Genomic DNA, 19,430 nt, shown 5'->3' with positions numbered 1-19,430 from the left:
ACCAACTAATGGAAGGACGCCACCATGGCGAAGCTCAGCAACGAAGAGCTCATTGAAGCTTTCAAGGAACTGACCATCATCGAGCTCTCCGAGTTCGTCAAGCTCTTCGAAGAGACCTTCGAAGTTACGGCTGCTGCTGTTGCAGTTGCTGGCCCCGCTGCCGGCGGTGCTGCTGAAGCTGCTGAAGAGAAGACCGAATTCGACGTCGTTCTCGAAGCTGCTGGCGACAAGAAGATCGCAGTGATCAAGGAAGTTCGCGCCATCACCTCCCTCGGCCTCAAGGAAGCCAAGGACCTGGTTGACGGTGCACCGAAGGCTGTTCTCGAAGGCGCCACCAAGGAAGCCGCAGAGAAGGCAAAGGCTCAGCTCGAAGAAGCTGGCGCAACGGTTACCCTCAAGTAACTCGTCTTGCTTGTGGAAGCCCCGCCCCGTTCCGTCAAAGGAACCGGGCGGGGCTTCCTGCCTTTAACGGCCCCCAAGCAGATCGCAGTTGAGTGCGTTTTGAGGGCTCACTACGCACTCAACCGCTACTTAGTTGGGTTCGCTGATGTCAGCTACCACGGCGCCCAGTGCGGCGGTGAGTGCATCGGCGTCCACGAAGGCACTGCGGCCGTGGGCGCCGGCACCCATGGAGATGCGTCGCCCCGTGATGCTGGCGTCAGCGTAGACCGGCCAAGGGGTGGTGCTGCCCAAGGGCGTGATGGTGCCGCGTTCGTAGCCGGTGGCAGCCAAAGCAACATCGGCGTGGGGGAGCGAGAGTTTGTTGACGCCCACCAACCCGCGCAGCTTTGGCCACGAGATCTGGCGGTCCCCGGGGATGAGCGCGAACAGGAAGCTGCCGTCGCGGTGCTTGACCACCAGGGACTTCACAATGTCGGCAGGGCTGATGCCCAGGATGCCCGCAGCCTCTTCCAGGCTGCGGGCTGCAGGACGTTCGACGACGTCTACGGCCAGTCCTCGGGCGGCGGCGTCGGCCAGGAACCGTTCGGCGCCGTCCATTACAGGTTCATCCACGTCGTTTCCCATCAGTCGCGGTAGTTCCCCGTCAGTCCCGGTACAGGAGGAGGGCTTCGCCCTGGCCGCCACCGCCGCACAGGGAAACTGCGGCCTTACCCGTTCCCCTGCGCTTGAGTTCGTGGGCTGCGTGCAGTGCTAGCCGTGCGCCGGACGCCCCGATGGGGTGGCCCAAGGCAATGGCTCCACCATGGATGTTGCACTTCTCCAAGGGATAGCGCAGGTCCTTGAGGGACTGGACGGCAACCGAACCGAAGGCCTCGTTGATCTCGATGAAGTCCAAGTCCTCTGCGGTCCAGCCGGCCCGCTTCAATGCTTGGGCTATCGCGTTGGAGGGCTGGGAGTGCAGGGAGTTATCAGGCCCGGCAACCTGGCCGGGCTTTCCCACGACTGCCAGGTAATCCAGCCCATTGTCTTTGGCGAAGCGGCGACTGGTCAGCACCAGTGCGGAGGCGCCGTCGGACAGGGGAGAGGAGTTTCCCGCGGTAATGGTGCCGTCCGTGGCGAAAGCTGCCTTCAGCGGGGCCAGGGTTTCCACTGTGGTGTTGGGTCGAACGCCTTCGTCCGTGGTGAGGACCAGCGGATCGCCCTTGCGCTGTTTGACGCGCACCGGAGCGATTTCGACGTCGAACGTTCCGTCTGCGATGGCGGCCGCGGCGCGCTGGTGTGATGCAGCCGCCACCTCATCCTGGGCCTTGCGGTCAATACCGAGGGTGACGTTCTTGGTTTCCGTGGACAGGCCCATGGATTGTCCATCGAAGGCATCCGTGAGGCCGTCGTGGGCGGCGACATCCAGGGCCTGGATTGCACCGTAGGTCCAACCCTGACGGGAGCCCGGCAGTATGTGGGGAGCCCTGGTCATGGATTCCTGGCCGCCGGCAACAACCACGGTGGCATCCCCGCTGCGGATCATCCGCGCGGCGTCAATGACGGCCGTCAGCCCGGACAGGCAGACCTTGTTGATGGTCACCGCCGGGATGTTCCAGCCAACGCCCGCTGCGATCGCACTCTGGCGGGCAGGGTTTTGGCCAGCGCCTGCCTGGAGGACCTGGCCCATGATGACGGCGTCCACCTGTTCTGCTTTGACGCCGCTGGCTGACAGGGCTGCGGTGATGGCATGCGCGCCGAGGTCGACGGCGGTGAACCCCGCCAATTGACCGTTGAGCCGACCCTGTGGGGTACGGGAAGCGGCAAGGATGACAACGTCATTGTCGTCAGCGGAGTTGGTCATGATCTCTCTTCCGATCCGGGAGTGGTGTTGCAAGGCTATCGCGGGGCATGCGCCAGCCTACCCATTCAACGGTTGTGCCGGTCCGCGCATTCCATCGGGCGATTCCACGCCGGAGCCGTGCCTGGGTACCCGCTTAGGTGCCTGCAGCAACGGTGCTTGCAATCACGGACGATCTGGGGTAGACAGGAAGGCTGCTTTGCCGTATTGTAGATATTTGCGTCTTCCCTGTTAACCTTCAGCCTTCATATAGCGGTGGGCTTTACCTCTCAGCTGCGACATTGACGTGCCGTTCCTCAACGTGCACAACCATGAGCAAGCTGGGTCCGGGTCATATAGCGGAACCGGAATAAGTATCCTGCGGAGCACTCTGCGGGATGCAAACGGGGGAGATCTGAAAACGCCTGAAGGTCTGTGGAAGGATCCCTCTTGGTCGCCTCGAGCACCTCTAATAACGAAACCGCTAACACGGCAAGCACCGATGGTGCCACCCGCCGCCTCTCATTCGCAAAGATTCACGAACCCTTGGATGTTCCGAATCTTCTCGCCCTGCAGACGGACAGCTTTGACTGGCTGGTCGGAAACGAACGCTGGCAGGCGCGGGTAGCGAAGGCTGTCGAGGAGGGCGACCTCAGCGTCGCCACTACCTCCGGACTTGCCGACATCTTCGAAGAGATCTCCCCTATCGAGGACTTCCAGGGCACCATGTCCCTGAGCTTCTCCGAGCCGGAGTTCGCTGACCCGAAGTACACCATGGCCGAATGCAAAGACCGTGACGCCACTTACTCGGCACCGCTGTATGTCAAGGCCGAGTTCATGAACAACAACACGGGCGAAATCAAGCAGCAGACCGTGTTCATGGGCGACTTCCCCCTCATGACTGAAAAGGGAACGTTCGTCGTCAACGGCACCGAGCGTGTCGTTGTCTCCCAGCTGGTCCGTTCGCCGGGCGCCTACTTTGAGCGCACCGCTGACAAGACCAGTGACAAGGACATCTTCACTGCGAAGATCATCCCGTCCCGTGGTGCATGGTTCGAACTCGAAATCGACAAGCGCGACCAGGTCGGCGTCCGCCTCGACCGCAAGCGCAAGCAGTCGGTAACGGTTCTCCTGAAGGCCCTCGGCTGGACCGAAGGCCAGATCCTGGAAGAGTTCGGCCAGTACGACTCCATGCGTGCGACGCTGGAGAAGGACGCCACCGAGACCCGCGAAGACGCGCTTCTGGATATCTACCGCAAGCTGCGTCCGGGCGAGCCGCCCACAGTCGAGGCTGCCCAGTCCCTGCTGGACAACCTGTACTTCAACGCCAAGCGTTACGATCTTGCCAAGGTTGGCCGTTACAAGATCAACCGCAAGCTCGGCATCGACCGCTCCCTTGGCGACAAGGAAGCTTCGGTCCTGCACGTTGAAGACATCGTTGCCATGATCAAGTTCCTCGTTGCGCTCCACGCCGGCGAGAAGACCCTCATGGGCAAGCGCGACGGCGAAGACCACGAACTTCGCGTCGACGTCGACGACATCGACCACTTCGGCAACCGTCGCATCCGCGCCGTGGGCGAACTGATCGAGAACCAGGTCCGCACCGGTCTTTCCCGCATGGAACGCGTCGTCCGCGAACGCATGACCACGCAGGACGTCGAGGCCATCACGCCGCAGACGCTGATCAACATCCGTCCCGTTGTCGCAGCCATCAAGGAGTTCTTCGGAACGTCCCAGCTGTCGCAGTTCATGGACCAGAACAACCCGCTTTCGGGTCTGACCCACAAGCGCCGCCTGTCGGCACTTGGCCCGGGTGGTCTGTCCCGTGACCGTGCAGGCATGGAAGTTCGAGACGTTCACCCGTCCCACTACGGACGTATGTGCCCCATCGAAACTCCTGAAGGCCCGAACATTGGTCTGATCGGTTCGCTGGCTTCCTACGGCCGCATCAACCCGTTCGGCTTCATCGAGACGCCGTACCGCCTGGTGTCCGAAGGTGTCGTTTCCGACGAGGTCCAGTACCTTACGGCCGACGACGAAGCCGAGGTCCTGATCGCACAGGCCAACGCTCCGCTGGATGCTGACAAGAAGTTCTCCGAAGAGACCGTCCTTGTCCGTGCCCGTGGTGGTGGAGGCGAGCCCGTTCTGGTTCCCGCCGGCGAAGTCCAGTTCATGGACGTTTCCCCGCGCCAGATGGTGTCCGTGGCAACTGCCCTGATCCCGTTCCTTGAGCATGACGATGCAAACCGCGCACTCATGGGTGCCAACATGCAGCGCCAGGCCGTGCCGCTGGTCCGTTCCGAGGCTCCTTTCGTGGGCACCGGCATGGAGCGCGCAGCAGCCGTCGACGCCGGTGACGTTGTCATCGCGAAGAAGGCAGGTGTGGTCACCGAGGTTTCCGCCGAGCTGGTTGTCATGATCAACGACGACGGCACCGAGACGAACTACCGCATCAACAAGTTCGCCCGCTCCAACCAGGGCAACTGCTACAACCACCGTGTCCTGGTCAACGAAGGCCAGCGCCTGGAAGTTGGCGGCATCATCGCTGACGGTCCCGCAACGGACCAGGGTGAGCTCGCCCTCGGTAAGAACCTGCTCGTGGCATTCATGTCATGGGAAGGCCACAACTTCGAGGACGCCATCATCCTGTCGCAGCGCATTGTTGCTGAGGATGTTCTTTCCTCCATCCACATCGAGGAGCACGAAATTGATGCCCGCGACACCAAGCTTGGTGCCGAGGAAATCACGCGTGACATCCCCAACGTGTCCGAGGAAGTCCTTGCAGGCCTGGACGAGCGCGGCATCATCCACATTGGTGCCGAGGTTGAAGCCGGCGACATCCTGGTCGGAAAGGTCACCCCGAAGGGTGAAACCGAACTGACCCCGGAAGAGCGCCTTCTCCGCGCTATCTTCGGCGAGAAGTCCCGCGAAGTCCGCGACACCTCCCTGAAGGTGCCCCACGGCGAGTCCGGTACGGTCATCGGCGTGCGCGTCTTCGATCGCGACAACGACGACGAACTGCCCCCGGGCGTGAACCAGCTGGTCCGCGTCTACGTAGCAGCCAAGCGTAAGATCACCGACGGCGACAAGCTCGCCGGCCGTCACGGCAACAAGGGTGTTATCTCCAAGATCCTCCCGATCGAGGACATGCCCTTCCTTGCAGACGGTACCCCGGTGGACATCGTCCTGAACCCGCTTGGTGTTCCGGGTCGAATGAACGTTGGCCAGGTCCTGGAAACCCACCTCGGTTGGGTTGCCAAGACCGGTTGGAAGATCGAAGGCGAGCCGGAGTGGGTCAAGAACCTCCCGAACCTGCCCCGTGAAACCGGACAGACCACCGTTGCCACCCCGGTGTTCGATGGCGCCCGCGAAGAAGAAATCACGGGCCTGCTCGACTCCACCAATGTGACCCGTGACGGCGACCGCCTGATCGATTCCTCCGGCAAGACCCGTCTGTTCGACGGCCGCTCCGGCGAGCCGTTCCCGGACCCGATCTCCGTCGGCTACATGTACATCCTGAAGCTCCACCACTTGGTGGACGACAAGATCCACGCGCGCTCCACCGGCCCGTACTCCATGATCACGCAGCAGCCGCTGGGTGGTAAGGCTCAGTTCGGTGGCCAGCGCTTCGGTGAAATGGAAGTGTGGGCGCTCGAAGCTTACGGTGCCGCTTACACCCTTCAGGAACTCCTCACGATCAAGTCGGATGACATCCATGGTCGTGTGAAGGTCTACGAAGCCATCGTCAAGGGCGAGAACATCCCTGAGCCTGGCGTTCCCGAGTCCTTCAAGGTCTTGATCAAGGAAATGCAGTCGTTGTGCCTGAACGTGGAAGTCCTTTCCACCGACGGAACCACGATCGAAATGCGTGACTCTGATGACGCAGTCTTCACGGCTGCGGAAGAACTGGGCATCGATCTGTCTCGTGCAGAGCCCAGTTCCGTAGAAGAGGTCTAGCAGCTGTTCCGACGGACCGCCTGAACAGCTGTCCGTCGGAACAACTCCCTCTTCCCGTAACCAAGACTTCAGAATTTAGAGAACAAGAGAGAACAGGGACCATATGTCCAGCGAATCCTCCTTCGGCCTCATGCAGATCGGCCTCGCCACCGCGGAAGACATCCGCGGATGGTCTTACGGTGAGGTCAAGAAGCCGGAAACCATCAACTACCGCACGCTCAAGCCCGAGAAGGACGGCCTCTTCTGCGAGAAGATCTTCGGCCCGTCCCGCGACTGGGAATGCTACTGCGGCAAGTACAAGCGCGTCCGCTTCAAGGGCATCATTTGCGAGCGTTGTGGCGTTGAAGTCACCCGCGCCAAGGTGCGCCGTGAGCGCATGGGCCACATCGAACTGGCTGCGCCTGTAACCCACATCTGGTACTTCAAGGGCGTTCCCTCGCGCTTGGGCTACCTGTTGGACCTGGCACCGAAGGACCTTGAGAAGGTCATCTACTTCGCTGCCTACATGATCACCAGCGTTGACACCGAAAGCCGTCACGCCGAACTGCCGAACCTCCAGGTTGAGCATGACCTCGAGAAGAAGCAGATGGTGGACAACCGCGACAGCGACATCGCCACGATCGCCCGCGACCTTGAAGACGAGCTTGCCCGTCTTGAAGGCGAGGGTGCCAAGGCTGCCGACAAGAAGAAGGCCCGCGACTCTGCTGACCGCCAGATGGCGAACGTCCGCAAGCGCGCCGACGCCGACATCGAGCGCCTTGAGCAGGTCTGGGACCGCTTCAAGAACCTCAAGGTCGCCGACCTTGAAGGCGACGAGGGCCTTTACCGCGAACTGCGTGACCGCTACGGCCTGTACTTCGAAGGCTCCATGGGTGCCGAAGCCATCAAGAAGCGTCTTGAGACCTTCGACATGCAGGCTGAGGCTGAGTCCCTGCGCGACACCATCCAGAATGGCAAGGGCCAGCGCAAGACGCGTGCCCTGAAGCGCCTGAAGGTTGTCAACGCGTTCCTGACCACCAACAACAGCCCGCTCGGCATGGTCCTTGACGCCGTCCCGGTGATCCCGCCGGAACTGCGCCCGATGGTCCAGCTGGACGGTGGCCGCTTCGCGACCTCCGACCTCAACGACCTCTACCGCCGTGTGATCAACCGCAACAACCGACTCAAGCGCCTGCTTGACCTCGGTGCTCCGGAGATCATCGTCAACAACGAGAAGCGCATGCTTCAGGAAGCTGTTGACAGCCTCTTCGACAACGGTCGTCGTGGCCGTCCGGTCACGGGTCCGGGCAACCGTCCGCTGAAGTCCCTGAGCGACATGCTCAAGGGCAAGCAGGGTCGTTTCCGCCAGAACCTCCTCGGCAAGCGTGTTGACTACTCCGGCCGTTCGGTCATCGTCGTCGGCCCGCAGCTGAAGCTGCACCAGTGTGGTCTGCCCAAGCAGATGGCCCTGGAGCTCTTCAAGCCGTTCGTGATGAAGCGCCTGGTTGACCTCAACCACGCCCAGAACATCAAGTCGGCAAAGCGCATGGTCGAGCGTTACCGTCCGCAGGTTTGGGACGTGCTGGAAGAGATCATCACTGAACACCCGGTGCTGCTCAACCGTGCACCTACCCTGCACCGCCTCGGCATCCAGGCCTTCGAACCGCAGCTTGTGGAAGGCAAGGCAATCCAGCTTCACCCGCTGGTTTGTGGCGCCTTCAACGCTGACTTCGACGGCGACCAGATGGCAGTCCACCTGCCGCTGAGCCCGGAAGCCCAGGCCGAAGCACGCATCCTGATGCTGTCCTCGAACAACATCCTGAAGCCGTCCGATGGCCGTCCGGTGACCCTGCCTTCGCAGGATATGATCATCGGCCTGTACCACCTGACCACCAAGCGCGTCGGCTCTGCCGGCGAAGGCCGCATCTTCTCCTCGGTTTCGGAAGCCATCATGGCTTACGACGCCCGTGATCTGCACCTGAACTCCCAGGTCAAGATCCGTTTGGACAACTTTGTGCCTTACGCAGGTTGGGAAGCTCCGGAAGGTTGGGAGCCCGGTCAGCAGGCTCTCGTCCAGACCTCCCTGGGCCAGGTCATCTTCAACCAGACGCTGCCTGAGGATTACCCCTGGGTTGAGGCTGTTGCAGACAAGGGCGAACTGTCCCGGATCGTCAACGACCTCGCAGAGCGCTACCCGAAGGTTGTTACGGCGGCAACGCTGGATAACCTCAAGGACGCCGGCTTCTACTGGGCCACCCGTTCGGGTGTCACGGTTGCCATCTCCGACATCGAGGTGCCGACTTCCAAGCCTGCCATCCTGGCCGGTTACGAGAACATGGCCGCAAAGATCCAGGGCCAGTACGACAAGGGCCTGATCGACGACGACGAGCGTCGCCAGGAACTGATCGAAATCTGGAACAAGGCAACCAACGAAATCGCCCAGGCGATGCGTGACAGCCTGTCTCCGATGAACACCATCAACCGCATGGTGTCCTCCGGTGCACGTGGTAACTGGATGCAGGTCCGCCAGATCGCGGGTATCCGTGGTCTTGTGGCCAACCCGAAGGGTGAGATTATCCCTCGCCCGATCAAGTCCTCCTACCGCGAGGGCCTGTCGGTGCTGGAATACTTCATCGCCACGCACGGTGCCCGTAAGGGTCTGGCCGATACCGCTCTCCGTACCGCCAACTCGGGTTACCTGACCCGTCGTCTGGTGGACGTTTCGCAGGACGTCATCGTCCGCGAAGAGGACTGTGGTACCGAGCGCGGTCTGCTCACGCCGATCGCCGTGCCGGATTCCAACGGTGAGCTCGTCCTGGACGAGAACGTCGAGAACAGCGCCTACGCTCGTACGCTGGCTGTCGACGTCGTTGACGCCAAGGGCAATGTCCTGGCTGCCGGCGGCACCGACTGCGGCGACGTCGTTATCGACCAGTTGCTGGCTGCAGGCATCACTGAGGTCAAGGTCCGCTCGGTCCTCACCTGTGAGTCCAAGGTCGGTACCTGTGCACTGTGCTACGGCCGTTCGTTGGCCACTGGCAAGACCGTTGACATCGGCGAGGCCGTGGGCATCATTGCCGCACAGTCCATCGGTGAGCCCGGTACCCAGCTGACCATGCGTACGTTCCACACCGGTGGTGCTGTATCCGCCGGTGGTGGCGACGACATCACCCAGGGTCTGCCCCGTATCCAGGAGCTCTTCGAAGCCCGTACTCCGAAGGGTGTCGCACCGATTGCTGAAGCAGCCGGCCGCATCACCATCGAAGAGTCCGAGCGCCAGATGCGCCTGGTGATCACTCCGGACGATGGTTCCGAAGAGATTGCCTACCCGGTGCTGCGCCGTTCACGTCTCCTCATCGAGGATGGCGAGCACGTCAGCGTCGGCCAGAAGCTGATCAACGGTCCCGTGGACCCGAAGCAGGTTCTGCGCATCATGGGTCCGCGTGCTGCACAGAAGTTCCTCGTGGACGAAGTTCAGGGCGTTTACCGCAGCCAGGGTATTGGTATCCACGACAAGCACGTCGAGGTTATCGTCCGCCAGATGCTGCGCCGCGTGACCGTCATCGAATCCGGCGACTCCGACCTGCTCCCCGGTGAGCTTGCAGAGCGTGCCCGCTTCGAAGACGAGAACCGCCGCGTCGTATCCGAGGGCAAGTCCCCGGCTTCGGGCCGTCCGGAACTCATGGGTATCACCAAGGCTTCCTTGGCCACCGAGTCCTGGCTGTCGGCAGCTTCCTTCCAGGAGACCACCCGCGTCCTGACGCAGGCGGCCATGGAAGGCAAGAGCGATCCTCTGCTCGGCCTGAAGGAAAATGTCATCATCGGTAAGCTCATCCCGGCTGGTACGGGTCTGCCCCGCTACACAGAGGTCACTGTGGAGCCGACGGAGGAAGCAAAGGCAAGCCTGTTCACCGGCCCCAGCGCTTTCACCGACTTCTCCTATGACGCCCTGGGTGGCGACGGCGCTCCCGAGTTCCACGCCATCCCTTTGGATGACTACGATCTCGGCAACGACTTCCGCTAAAAAACGGTTGTCAGCGCTTTGACGGTCAGGCCCCGCACTCTAGAGTGCGGGGCCTGACCCGCGTTAACGCACTTTTGCGCGGCGACCCGGGGGAGTGGAGGCCGACGGCGGCACCTGGCTGCCGCCGTCGGCCTCCATACACCCGATTAAGGCGCCAGATCAAGCCGTGCTAGACTTTTGGTAATTGTTCTGTGTGGCAGTGGATGAAGGCCGCCGCAGCATCATTTTGGTTTTGTTCTCATGGTGCTGGGTGGAGCCTGTTTCCGGGTTGCGGGCAACATGCGCAACGAATGCCGCACTTTTGCACGCCTACCGGAGTTTCGGCCGGCTGCACGAGCAACGCCAAAGTTCCCACGTTTACACCGGCTGGTGCCAGTGTGTGGGGGCAGAGATCAAACAACGGAGAACACGAAAGTGCCTACGATTAACCAGCTGGTCCGTAAGGGCCGCACGCCGAAGGTCTCCAAGACCAAGGCTCCCGCGCTGAAGGGCAGCCCGATGCGCCGCGGTGTTTGCACCCGCGTTTACACCACCACCCCCAAGAAGCCGAACTCGGCTCTCCGTAAGGTGGCACGTGTTCGCCTCAACGGTGGCGTGGAAGTTACCGCCTACATCCCCGGTGTTGGCCACAACCTCCAGGAGCACTCCATCGTGCTCGTCCGTGGTGGTCGCGTGAAGGACCTTCCGGGTGTCCGCTACAAGATCGTCCGCGGCGCACTCGACACCCAGGGTGTCAAGAACCGCAAGCAGGCCCGCAGCCGTTACGGCGCAAAGATGGAGAAGAAGTAATATGCCTCGCAAGGGTCCGGCCCCGAAGCGGCCGCTAGTTTCCGATCCCGTTTACGGCTCCCCGTTGGTCACTCAGTTGATCAACAAGGTTCTTGTTGACGGCAAGAAGTCCACCGCAGAGCGCATCGTTTACGGTGCACTCGAAGGTGCACGTGCCAAGTCCGGCGGCGACCCCGTTGCCGCTCTCAAGAAGGCCATGGACAACGTCAAGCCTTCCCTCGAGGTGCGTTCACGCCGTGTTGGTGGCGCCACCTACCAGGTTCCGGTTGAGGTCAAGCCGGGTCGCTCCACCGCCCTCGCTCTGCGTTGGCTCGTGGGCTACTCCAAGGCCCGCCGCGAGAAGACCATGACCGAGCGCCTCCAGAACGAAATCCTGGATGCCTCCAATGGTCTTGGTGCCGCTGTGAAGCGTCGCGAAGACACCCACAAGATGGCCGAGTCCAACAAGGCCTTCGCACACTACCGCTGGTAAAAACTTTCCGGACGCCGCCGGCTCACTGAGCCGGCGGCGAACGTGTAGTCCATCCGAAAGGGAGACCCCGTGGCACAGGACGTGCTTACCGACCTTAATAAGGTCCGCAACATCGGCATCATGGCCCACATCGATGCCGGCAAGACCACCACTACCGAGCGCATCCTGTTCTACACGGGTGTGAACCACAAGATCGGCGAGACGCACGACGGCGCTTCGACGACTGACTGGATGGAACAGGAAAAGGAACGCGGCATCACCATCACGTCTGCCGCCGTGACTTGCTTCTGGGACAAGAACCAGATCAACATCATCGACACTCCGGGCCACGTCGACTTCACCGTTGAGGTTGAGCGCTCCTTGCGCGTCCTCGACGGCGCAGTCGCAGTGTTCGACGGCAAGGAAGGCGTGGAGCCGCAGTCCGAGACTGTTTGGCGCCAGGCTGACAAGTACAACGTTCCGCGTATCTGCTTCGTCAACAAGATGGACAAGCTGGGCGCTGACTTCTACTTCACCGTAGACACCATCATCTCCCGCCTTGGTGCCAAGCCGCTGGTCATGCAGCTGCCCATCGGCGCTGAGAACGACTTCATTGGTGTTGTTGACCTCCTCGAAATGCGCGCGCTGGTTTGGCCTGGCGACGCAAAGGGTGACGTCACCATGGGCGCTTCCTACGAAGTGCAGGAAATCCCGGCGGACCTCCAGGCCAAGGCTGAAGAGTACCGTGCACAGCTCGTAGAGACTGTGGCCGAGGCTTCCGAAGAACTCATGGAGAAGTACCTCGAAGGTGAAGAACTCACCCTTGAGGAACTGAAGGCCGGCATCCGCAAGATGACCATCAACTCCGAGCTCTACCCGGTGTTCTGTGGTTCTGCCTTCAAGAACCGCGGTGTCCAGCCGATGCTTGACGCTGTTGTTGACTTCCTGCCGAACCCGCTCGACGTCCCGCCGATGATCGGTCACGATCCCCGCGACGAAGAGAAGGAACTCACCCGCAAGCCCTCTGCTGACGAGCCGTTCTCGGCCCTCGCCTTCAAGATTGCTGCGCACCCGTTCTTCGGTCAGCTGACCTTCGTCCGCGTGTACTCCGGTCACGTTGAGGCCGGCGCCCAGGTGGTTAACTCCACCAAGGGCAAGAAGGAACGTATCGGCAAGCTGTTCCAGATGCACGCCAACAAGGAAATGCCCGTTGAGGGCGCTACCGCCGGCCACATCTACGCAGCCATCGGTCTGAAGGACACCACCACGGGTGACACCCTGTGTGATGCCAACAACCAGATCGTCCTCGAGTCCATGAGCTTCCCGGAGCCCGTGATCTCGGTTGCCATCGAGCCGAACACCAAGGGTGACCAGGAGAAGCTCTCCACGGCCATCCAGAAGCTCTCCGCTGAGGACCCGACCTTCCAGGTCTCCCTCAACGAAGACACTGGCCAGACCATCATCGCCGGCATGGGCGAGCTCCACCTGGACATCCTGGTGGACCGCATGCGCCGCGAATTCAAGGTCGAGGCAAACGTCGGCAAGCCGCAGGTTGCTTACCGCGAAACCATCAAGCGCGCAGTCGAGCGTCATGACTACACGCACAAGAAGCAGACCGGTGGTTCGGGTCAGTTCGCAAAGATCCAGATCGCGATCGAGCCCATGGACACCGCCTCCGGCGAGCTGTACGCATTCGAGAACAAGGTCACTGGTGGCCGCGTTCCGCGTGAATACATTCCGTCCGTTGACGCTGGTATCCAGGATGCACTGAACGACGGCGTCCTGGCCGGTTACCCGGTAGTCGGCATCAAGGCCACGCTGATTGACGGCGCGTCCCACGATGTTGACTCCTCGGAAATGGCGTTCAAGATCGCCGGCCGTATGGCTTTCAAGGAAGCTGCACGCAAGGCGAACCCTGTTCTGCTTGAACCGCTGATGGATGTTGAGGTCCGCACACCTGAGGAATACATGGGTGATGTTATTGGTGACCTGAACGCCCGCCGTGGCCAGATGCAGTCCATGGAAGACGCAGCAGGTGTGAAGGTTATCCGTGCACACGTTCCGCTGTCCGGCATGTTCGGCTACATCGGTGACCTCCGGTCCAAGACCCAGGGTCGCGCTGTGTACTCCATGACGTTCAACAGCTACGCGGAGGTCCCGAAGGCAGTTGCCGACGAGATCATCCAGAAAACCCGCGGCGAGTAATCTCCCGGTAACGGATGCAATTCCGGTATCGGGAAGGCATCTAAGCGTGTGAGGCGGGGCTGCGGCGACAGCCGCGGCCCGGCCCCTGCGCAAACAGGCTCGAGGAACTACCATTGGTTCCTGAATCTGCAATTTCACCAAAACCAAGCCCCCAAGTAGACTTGCTAAAGTTTCTGCCGCGAAAAGCGCGGCCGAGGAGCACTTCACTTGAAATCGTTCTAGGAGGAACCTGTGGCAAAGGCAAAGTTCGAGCGGACTAAGCCGCACGTCAACATCGGCACCATTGGTCACGTTGACCACGGTAAGACGACGCTGACTGCCGCCATTTCCAAGGTGCTGTACGACCAGTACCCGGATCTCAACGAGCAGCGCGACTTCGCGTCGATTGACTCTGCTCCGGAAGAGCGCCAGCGCGGTATTACCATCAACATCTCCCACGTGGAGTACCAGACCGAGAAGCGCCACTACGCACACGTAGACGCCCCGGGTCACGCTGACTACATCAAGAACATGATCACCGGTGCTGCCCAGATGGACGGCGCAATCCTCGTGGTTGCTGCAACCGATGGTCCGATGGCTCAGACCCGTGAGCACGTTCTGCTCGCCCGCCAGGTTGGTGTTCCCTACCTGCTGGTCGCACTGAACAAGTCCGACATGGTTGATGACGAAGAACTCCTCGACCTCGTCGAAATGGAAGTTCGTGAGCTCCTGAGCTCGCAGGGCTTCGATGGCGATGAGGCTCCGGTTGTTCGCGTTTCCGGCCTCAAGGCTCTGGAAGGCGACCCGGTTTGGGTCAAGTCCGTCCAGGACTTGATGGCAGCTGTCGACGAGTCCGTTCCGGACCCCGTACGTGACCGCGACAAGCCGTTCCTGATGCCGATCGAAGACGTCTTCACGATCACCGGTCGTGGCACCGTTGTTACGGGCCGCGCCGAGCGTGGAACCCTCGCCATCAACTCCGAGGTTGAGATCGTTGGCATCCGCCCGATCCAGAAGACCACGGTTACCGGTATCGAGATGTTCCACAAGCAGCTCGACGAAGCATGGGCCGGCGAGAACTGTGGCCTCCTGCTCCGCGGTCTGAAGCGCGACGATGTCGAGCGTGGCCAGGTTGTCGTCAAGCCGGGTTCCATCACCCCGCACACCGACTTCGAGGCTAACGTCTACATCCTTTCCAAGGACGAAGGCGGACGTCACAACCCGTTCTACTCCAACTACCGCCCGCAGTTCTACTTCCGTACCACGGACGTAACCGGCGTTATCACCCTGCCGGAAGGCACGGAAATGGTTATGCCTGGCGACAACACTGAGATGACCGTTGCGCTCATCCAGCCGATCGCTATGGAAGAGGGCCTCGGCTTCGCTATCCGCGAAGGCGGCCGCACCGTTGGTTCGGGACGTGTCACCAGCATCATCAAGTAGTCACTACTTGTAGATCACTGACTTTCCGGCCCAGCCGGTAGTCACGTAAAGAAGGGCCCCGTCGCTTCGGCGATGGGGTTCTTCTTTGCTACTATTTATCTATCGAATGGATTAACGCGGGGTGTCCCATGCCCTGTGACGTCAAGGAGTAGCCATGGAAATCCTGCTAGTACTGATACTCCTTGTTGTGACAGGAGCCGTCAGCCATTCCATTGGTCGGAATCGGGGTCGAAGGGATACTGCGGGGGTTGCTGCCTCCACGGAGATGGCCGAACAGCATTCCTATCAAGCTGGATACATGGCGGGGCACCTGGCGGGTTGGCGCGATGCCGAGGCAAAGAAGGGGGCGGTGGAGGTGCCTGCGCCCCATCCGTTTGCTTCGCCTGCTGCATCTGCTCCGCCTGCGTCATTTGCCCCGCCTGCCCCATATGCCCCTGCGGCTGCAGGCCGCCCCGTGATGCCGGCCTCCCCGCCAGTGCATCCTCCAACACACGTGGGCACCCCGTTTCCAGCGTCCATGCCCTTGCCGCCGTCGCGAGTCCAACCTCCCGCAGTTCCGCAGCGCCCGCTCGTAGCACAGCAGCGTTGGGCCGAGGGCCAGCACACCCCGGTCGTCCGGGAGTCGCCAGAGGCCGCTGCAGCCCGTAAATCGAAGCGCGACCAGCAGAACATCAACGTCACCCTCTACGTTGCCAGCCTTCTTCTGGTAGCGGCCGGAGCCCTGTTTGTGGGGACAAGCCTCCCGGAACTCTTCCGCTTCGCGGGCATATGCTTCATCACCACCTTGTTCTATGTGGCAGGTTTGGTAATTCACGCCAAAATGCCCCGTTTGCGTCCGGCCGCTGTGGCTTTTGTTGGTACGGGCTTGGCGCTCGTCCCCGTCACGGGGCTTGCCATGTACAACTTCGTGCTGCCCAACGGTCCTGCGGCCTGGCTGGTGACCTCGCTGCTGGGGACGGCTGTGTACGCCTACACTGCGGTGCGGCTCGACAACAAAGTGCTGGCCTTCCTTTCCCTGAGCTTCGTTGTCTCCACTGCGTGGTCAGGGGTCTCCGTTTTGGGCGGTGCTTTGGTTTGGTACTTCACTGCGCTCATCGGGGTCGCCATCATCCTCACGCTGGGGGCGTTGATTCGTCCGCGATGGTTGCCGCCACTCTATGTCCGTCCGCTGATGGTGCTCCATCCTTTTGTGGTGCCGTTGGTGGCGCTTGCGGTGACGTTCACGCCGTATCTGTTATCCAAGGGCGAGTACCCCCTGGTAATGCTGATGTGTGGCATCTACTTTGCCGTGATGGCCTTCGTGCCACAGGCCCGGTACAGGCTGCAGCACTTCTATGGTGCCCGTGCAGCCTTGACACTGGCGTTGCTGGGGTTGGTCTGGGACGTTAGCTCGGACATCAGCACCGTGATGTTTGCCGCAGTCATTTGCTGTGCCGTCCATTCTTTGGGAGTTGCCTTCGGGGGAGCGGCGCTGAAGCTGCGCACATGGTGGAACGATGCTGTGTCCTGCCTGGGCCTGCAGCTGGCCACGGCAGCCATTCTGACTGTGGTGTTGGGTCTCGGGACTTACGAGCTGCCCGCGTATCTTCCTCTCTCCGTCACCATGCTCACGGCCATGGTAGTGGGCTGGAAGCTGGGCCACGGCACGGAGTTCGCAGCGGGCGTCGTTCTCGCAGTGTGTCTCCCGTTCATGGGTCTTCTGGGAGCATGGCCGGTTTCTGCGCTGCTGGCTTCTGCCGGGTTGTTCTGGTTCCTGCTGGCGGCGGTCCGCCCGGCATCGTTCCGTCTACAGCTGATCCTTGCCGGTCGGATTGCCTTAACGGCGGCCGTCCCCGCCATGGTGGCCGGCATCTTTGAGGAGAACCCGGACCGGATTGCTCTGTCCTTGGCGGCCCTCCTCGCAGCGGCCGTGGTGCAACTAATCATCAGTGCCGGGCTTGATCGCACGGGTATCCGCCTGCTTGCCCCGCAGGCGTCCCTTGCTGGATTCGCCGGGCTCGCCATGGCCAGCCTCCTTGTCCTGCCCATCGTCGACCACGCGGTGGGACACCCGTTTGTCCTGGCGGGAGTGCTCCTGGTCCTGTCAGCCGGGGTGGCGTCGGGGCTGCTGTTGTTCCCGTCGGCCCGCCAGCGCAACGCTGGCTCCGTGTCCTGGCGGCCAACCCTGGGGGAATCGCTTGCTCCAGCCACGGCCCTTGTTGCCGGCGTGGTTGCCGCGGCAGTTGTCTCGTTGGCTCTGGCAAACGTTGTCCTCCTGGTGGCCGTCGCGTACCTTGTGGCAACCGCGCTTCGGATCCCGGTTTCATACCACCGCCAGAGCTACTGGTGGATGGCGCGTGCGGTCGGTACCTTGCTGGCCGGATCGGCCTACTTCGACGCAATACGGCATGGCTGGAGCTTCAGCGTTGCCGGTGAGCTTCCCGCCGTTCCGCTGGTCGTAGCGCTGGCGGCGGGCCTGCAATTGGTTCTACCCCTGCGGGTGCAAAGCCAGCGGCGTTTCCCCCGCGCCTCCATGGTCGACGCCGGAGCGGTAGTTATCCTCATGGCAGGGGCAGCCACGGTCCTGACTGTTTCCGCTGCATGGGGAGAGCGGTTCCAGCGTGAGGGGTGGCAGCCGGGGGCGGTGGCCATTGGAGCGGCCCTGGCGGCTGTTCTCTGCGGTGTCGTCCTGCGCCGCCACCAAGGAGCTTGGATCTTTGCTCCGGCAGCCTTTGTGCTGCTCCTGGCGCTTCGGCTGGGGAATGTGCGGGACCTGGAGATCCTGCTGGGGATCTTCGCGACCTACAGCGCTTTCATGGTTGCTGTGGAACGGGACCGGATGGTCCGGGGCGGCTACATGCTGGGAGTTCGCGTCCTGTCGCTGGCTTTCATCGGGGTGCTTGTCGAGGATCTTTCAGGGTCGGGCACCATCGTGTCCATGGCCGTGACGGTGGTCCTCGTGCTGCAGCATGTGGTGACCTTGCTCCAGCGAAGCCGGGGATTGGACATCGCCTTCCAACAGGCCACGGTATGGGGCACTCTGGCTGCCCAACTCCTGTTGCCAGCGGCCTACCTGCTGGGGCGCGATTTCGACGGCGGCGGCCGTTGGGTGGTCATCGTCCAGTTAGCGCTTGCCGTGGCATCCGCTGGGATCGTCCGGCGTTTCCTGCGTGCACGTGGATCCGAGTACTTTGGTGTCGCTGGCCTGGGCGGTGCAGTGATCGCAGCGGGCCCGTCCTTGCTGTTCCCGTCCGGCACGTGGCTCCACCAACCACTGCTTGACAGGGCTCAGGTGCCCGCGCTGCTCCTCGGGCTCGCCGCCTTGTTCGTGGTTGTACGGGTAGTTCGCCATGTGGTCCGTCCCGGGCAGATTACTGGGCCGCACTCCACGGAGCGCTGGTTCTGGTTCGTCGCGGCGCTTGCCTTCGTGGTGACTGGTGGTCTGCTGTCGCTGGACGTGTCCTCTGCCCTGACAGGGCTTGCCGTCGTGGTGTTTGCCGGCGTCCTGTTTGCTGCCTCGCACGTAGAGGAGCTGCCCGTCCTCTATCTCGGTGCGGCCCCGTCCTTGCTGGTAGGTGCCGTGCCCGCCGTCGAGGGTTTGCTGAGGGGGATGCCCCCGGGAGTGTGGGGCGATTACGCTCCCTGGCTGGTGGGCGGTGTTGGTGCAGCAGTGGCCCTGTATGCGGTGAAGATGTTTGGCGGGATGGCCATCGTGGGGCAACCCCTTCGGCGGAATGCAGTTGTTGGTACCGCGGCGGTGGCGCTGGTCTCCTCGGCTGCCGTTGGAATGGTCCGCGATGAGACCTCGTGGGTCGGCTTCGTCCTGGTGGTGGCGGCCGGCGTGCTGATAGTTGTGGAGCTGCCGTCCAGCAAGTGGCTGGCTGGAGAGATTGCGGCGCTGGCCTCCGTGGCGGCATTCCAACGTGCAGTGCTGTTCGTCGGTGATGCCGGGCCGCAGTGGTTCTGGGTTGCTCAGTGGTACGTCCTGGCGGTCGCTGTTTTAGCAGGACTGCGCTACATCAGGGGCCAACGGAGCGACGGCCTGCTTCGGCTCTGCATCGCCGCAGGCGCCTTGTCGTTGACGTCCTTGGGGACCATTTTTGGCGGCACCACATCCCAGCAGCTGTATGTTCTGGTGGGTCACGCGGTACTCCTGGTCGCAGGGCTGTTCCTGGCCGAAAGGGTCTTGGTCTGGTGGGGCGCCGCCGGTGTCGCGCTGAGCGTCATGTGGGCCTTGCGCTCGTACGCCTTCGCTATGCTGGCGCTTGTCGCCTTGGCGCTGATTATTCTCGCGGTGTGGCGTTTGAACCGGAAACCGGAACTGCCTGGGTCGGTGCCAGCACCGGAAAGCGACGTCAGTCCGGACAGCAGCCGGGACGGAATCCGATAATCTGGCAGTCTAC

The 19,430-nt window shown here is 61.9% G+C and carries 10 protein-coding genes; 8 read left to right on the top strand and 2 right to left on the bottom strand.

Annotation, left to right across the window (positions count from 1 at the left end):
• The first annotated feature begins 24 nt into the window (after positions 1-24).
• Positions 25-402 carry a 50S ribosomal protein L7/L12 gene (gene rplL / locus J3D46_RS21175; RefSeq protein ID WP_090817745.1) on the top strand — a complete coding sequence of 126 codons (378 nt, stop codon included), beginning with the start codon at positions 25-27 and terminating at the stop codon, positions 400-402.
• Positions 403-531: 129 nt separating this feature from the next.
• On the opposite strand, the gene J3D46_RS21170 is transcribed toward rplL, so the two are convergent.
• Together J3D46_RS21170 and J3D46_RS21165 are read right to left on the bottom strand one after the other, a co-directional pair.
• The gene (locus tag J3D46_RS21170; RefSeq protein ID WP_374110815.1) at positions 532-1,026 is read right to left on the bottom strand and encodes an aminoacyl-tRNA deacylase; all 495 of its coding nucleotides are present in this window, start codon (positions 1,024-1,026) and stop codon (positions 532-534) included.
• 19 nt (positions 1,027-1,045) lie between these two features.
• Positions 1,046-2,245, bottom strand: coding sequence for an acetyl-CoA C-acetyltransferase (locus J3D46_RS21165; RefSeq protein ID WP_231339852.1), 1,200 nt, complete (start codon positions 2,243-2,245; stop codon positions 1,046-1,048).
• A 426-nt stretch (positions 2,246-2,671) separates the two neighbouring features.
• Here J3D46_RS21165 and rpoB point away from each other — a divergent pair, with 426 nt between their 5' ends.
• From rpoB to J3D46_RS21130, 7 genes are all read left to right on the top strand, one after another.
• On the top strand, positions 2,672-6,178 hold the full coding sequence (gene rpoB / locus J3D46_RS21160) for a DNA-directed RNA polymerase subunit beta (RefSeq protein ID WP_231339853.1): 3,507 nt from the start codon (positions 2,672-2,674) through the stop codon (positions 6,176-6,178).
• A 103-nt stretch (positions 6,179-6,281) separates the two neighbouring features.
• The gene (locus tag J3D46_RS21155; protein ID WP_231339854.1) at positions 6,282-10,181 is read left to right on the top strand and encodes a DNA-directed RNA polymerase subunit beta'; all 3,900 of its coding nucleotides are present in this window, start codon (positions 6,282-6,284) and stop codon (positions 10,179-10,181) included.
• 414 nt (positions 10,182-10,595) lie between these two features.
• A complete protein-coding gene (rpsL, locus tag J3D46_RS21150) occupies positions 10,596-10,970 on the top strand; it encodes a 30S ribosomal protein S12 (protein ID WP_009358312.1) in 375 nt (124 codons plus the stop codon).
• Between the two features lies 1 nt (position 10,971).
• Positions 10,972-11,442 carry a 30S ribosomal protein S7 gene (rpsG, locus tag J3D46_RS21145; RefSeq protein ID WP_003803829.1) on the top strand — a complete coding sequence of 157 codons (471 nt, stop codon included), beginning with the start codon at positions 10,972-10,974 and terminating at the stop codon, positions 11,440-11,442.
• Between the two features lie 69 nt (positions 11,443-11,511).
• Positions 11,512-13,626, top strand: a complete 2,115-nt coding sequence (gene fusA / locus J3D46_RS21140; protein ID WP_026539805.1) for an elongation factor G — start codon at positions 11,512-11,514, stop codon at positions 13,624-13,626.
• Positions 13,627-13,857: 231 nt separating this feature from the next.
• Positions 13,858-15,048, top strand: a complete 1,191-nt coding sequence (gene tuf / locus J3D46_RS21135) for an elongation factor Tu (protein WP_011775598.1) — start codon at positions 13,858-13,860, stop codon at positions 15,046-15,048.
• A gap of 493 nt (positions 15,049-15,541) precedes the next feature.
• A complete protein-coding gene (locus J3D46_RS21130; RefSeq protein ID WP_253468689.1) occupies positions 15,542-19,417 on the top strand; it encodes a hypothetical protein in 3,876 nt (1,291 codons plus the stop codon).
• The last annotated feature ends 13 nt before the right edge of the window (positions 19,418-19,430 follow it).

This window comes from Paenarthrobacter sp. A20, from assembly GCF_024168825.1.
GTDB lineage: Bacteria > Actinomycetota > Actinomycetes > Actinomycetales > Micrococcaceae > Arthrobacter.
The sequence above is the reverse complement of the archived record's forward strand: the minus strand, read 5'-3'. Positions and strand labels throughout refer to the sequence as shown.

Bases quoted from the DNA above. Each gene is read 5' to 3' on its own strand.
- J3D46_RS21165 (WP_231339852.1), bottom strand. From the start codon at position 2,245: ATGACCAACTCCGCTGACGACAATGACGTTGTCATCCTTGCCGCTTCC.
- rpsG (WP_003803829.1), top strand. From the start codon at position 10,972: ATGCCTCGCAAGGGTCCGGCCCCGAAGCGGCCGCTAGTTTCCGATCCC.
- rplL (WP_090817745.1), top strand. From the start codon at position 25: ATGGCGAAGCTCAGCAACGAAGAGCTCATTGAAGCTTTCAAGGAACTG.
- J3D46_RS21170 (WP_374110815.1), bottom strand. From the start codon at position 1,026: ATGGGAAACGACGTGGATGAACCTGTAATGGACGGCGCCGAACGGTTC.
- J3D46_RS21155 (WP_231339854.1), top strand. From the start codon at position 6,282: ATGTCCAGCGAATCCTCCTTCGGCCTCATGCAGATCGGCCTCGCCACC.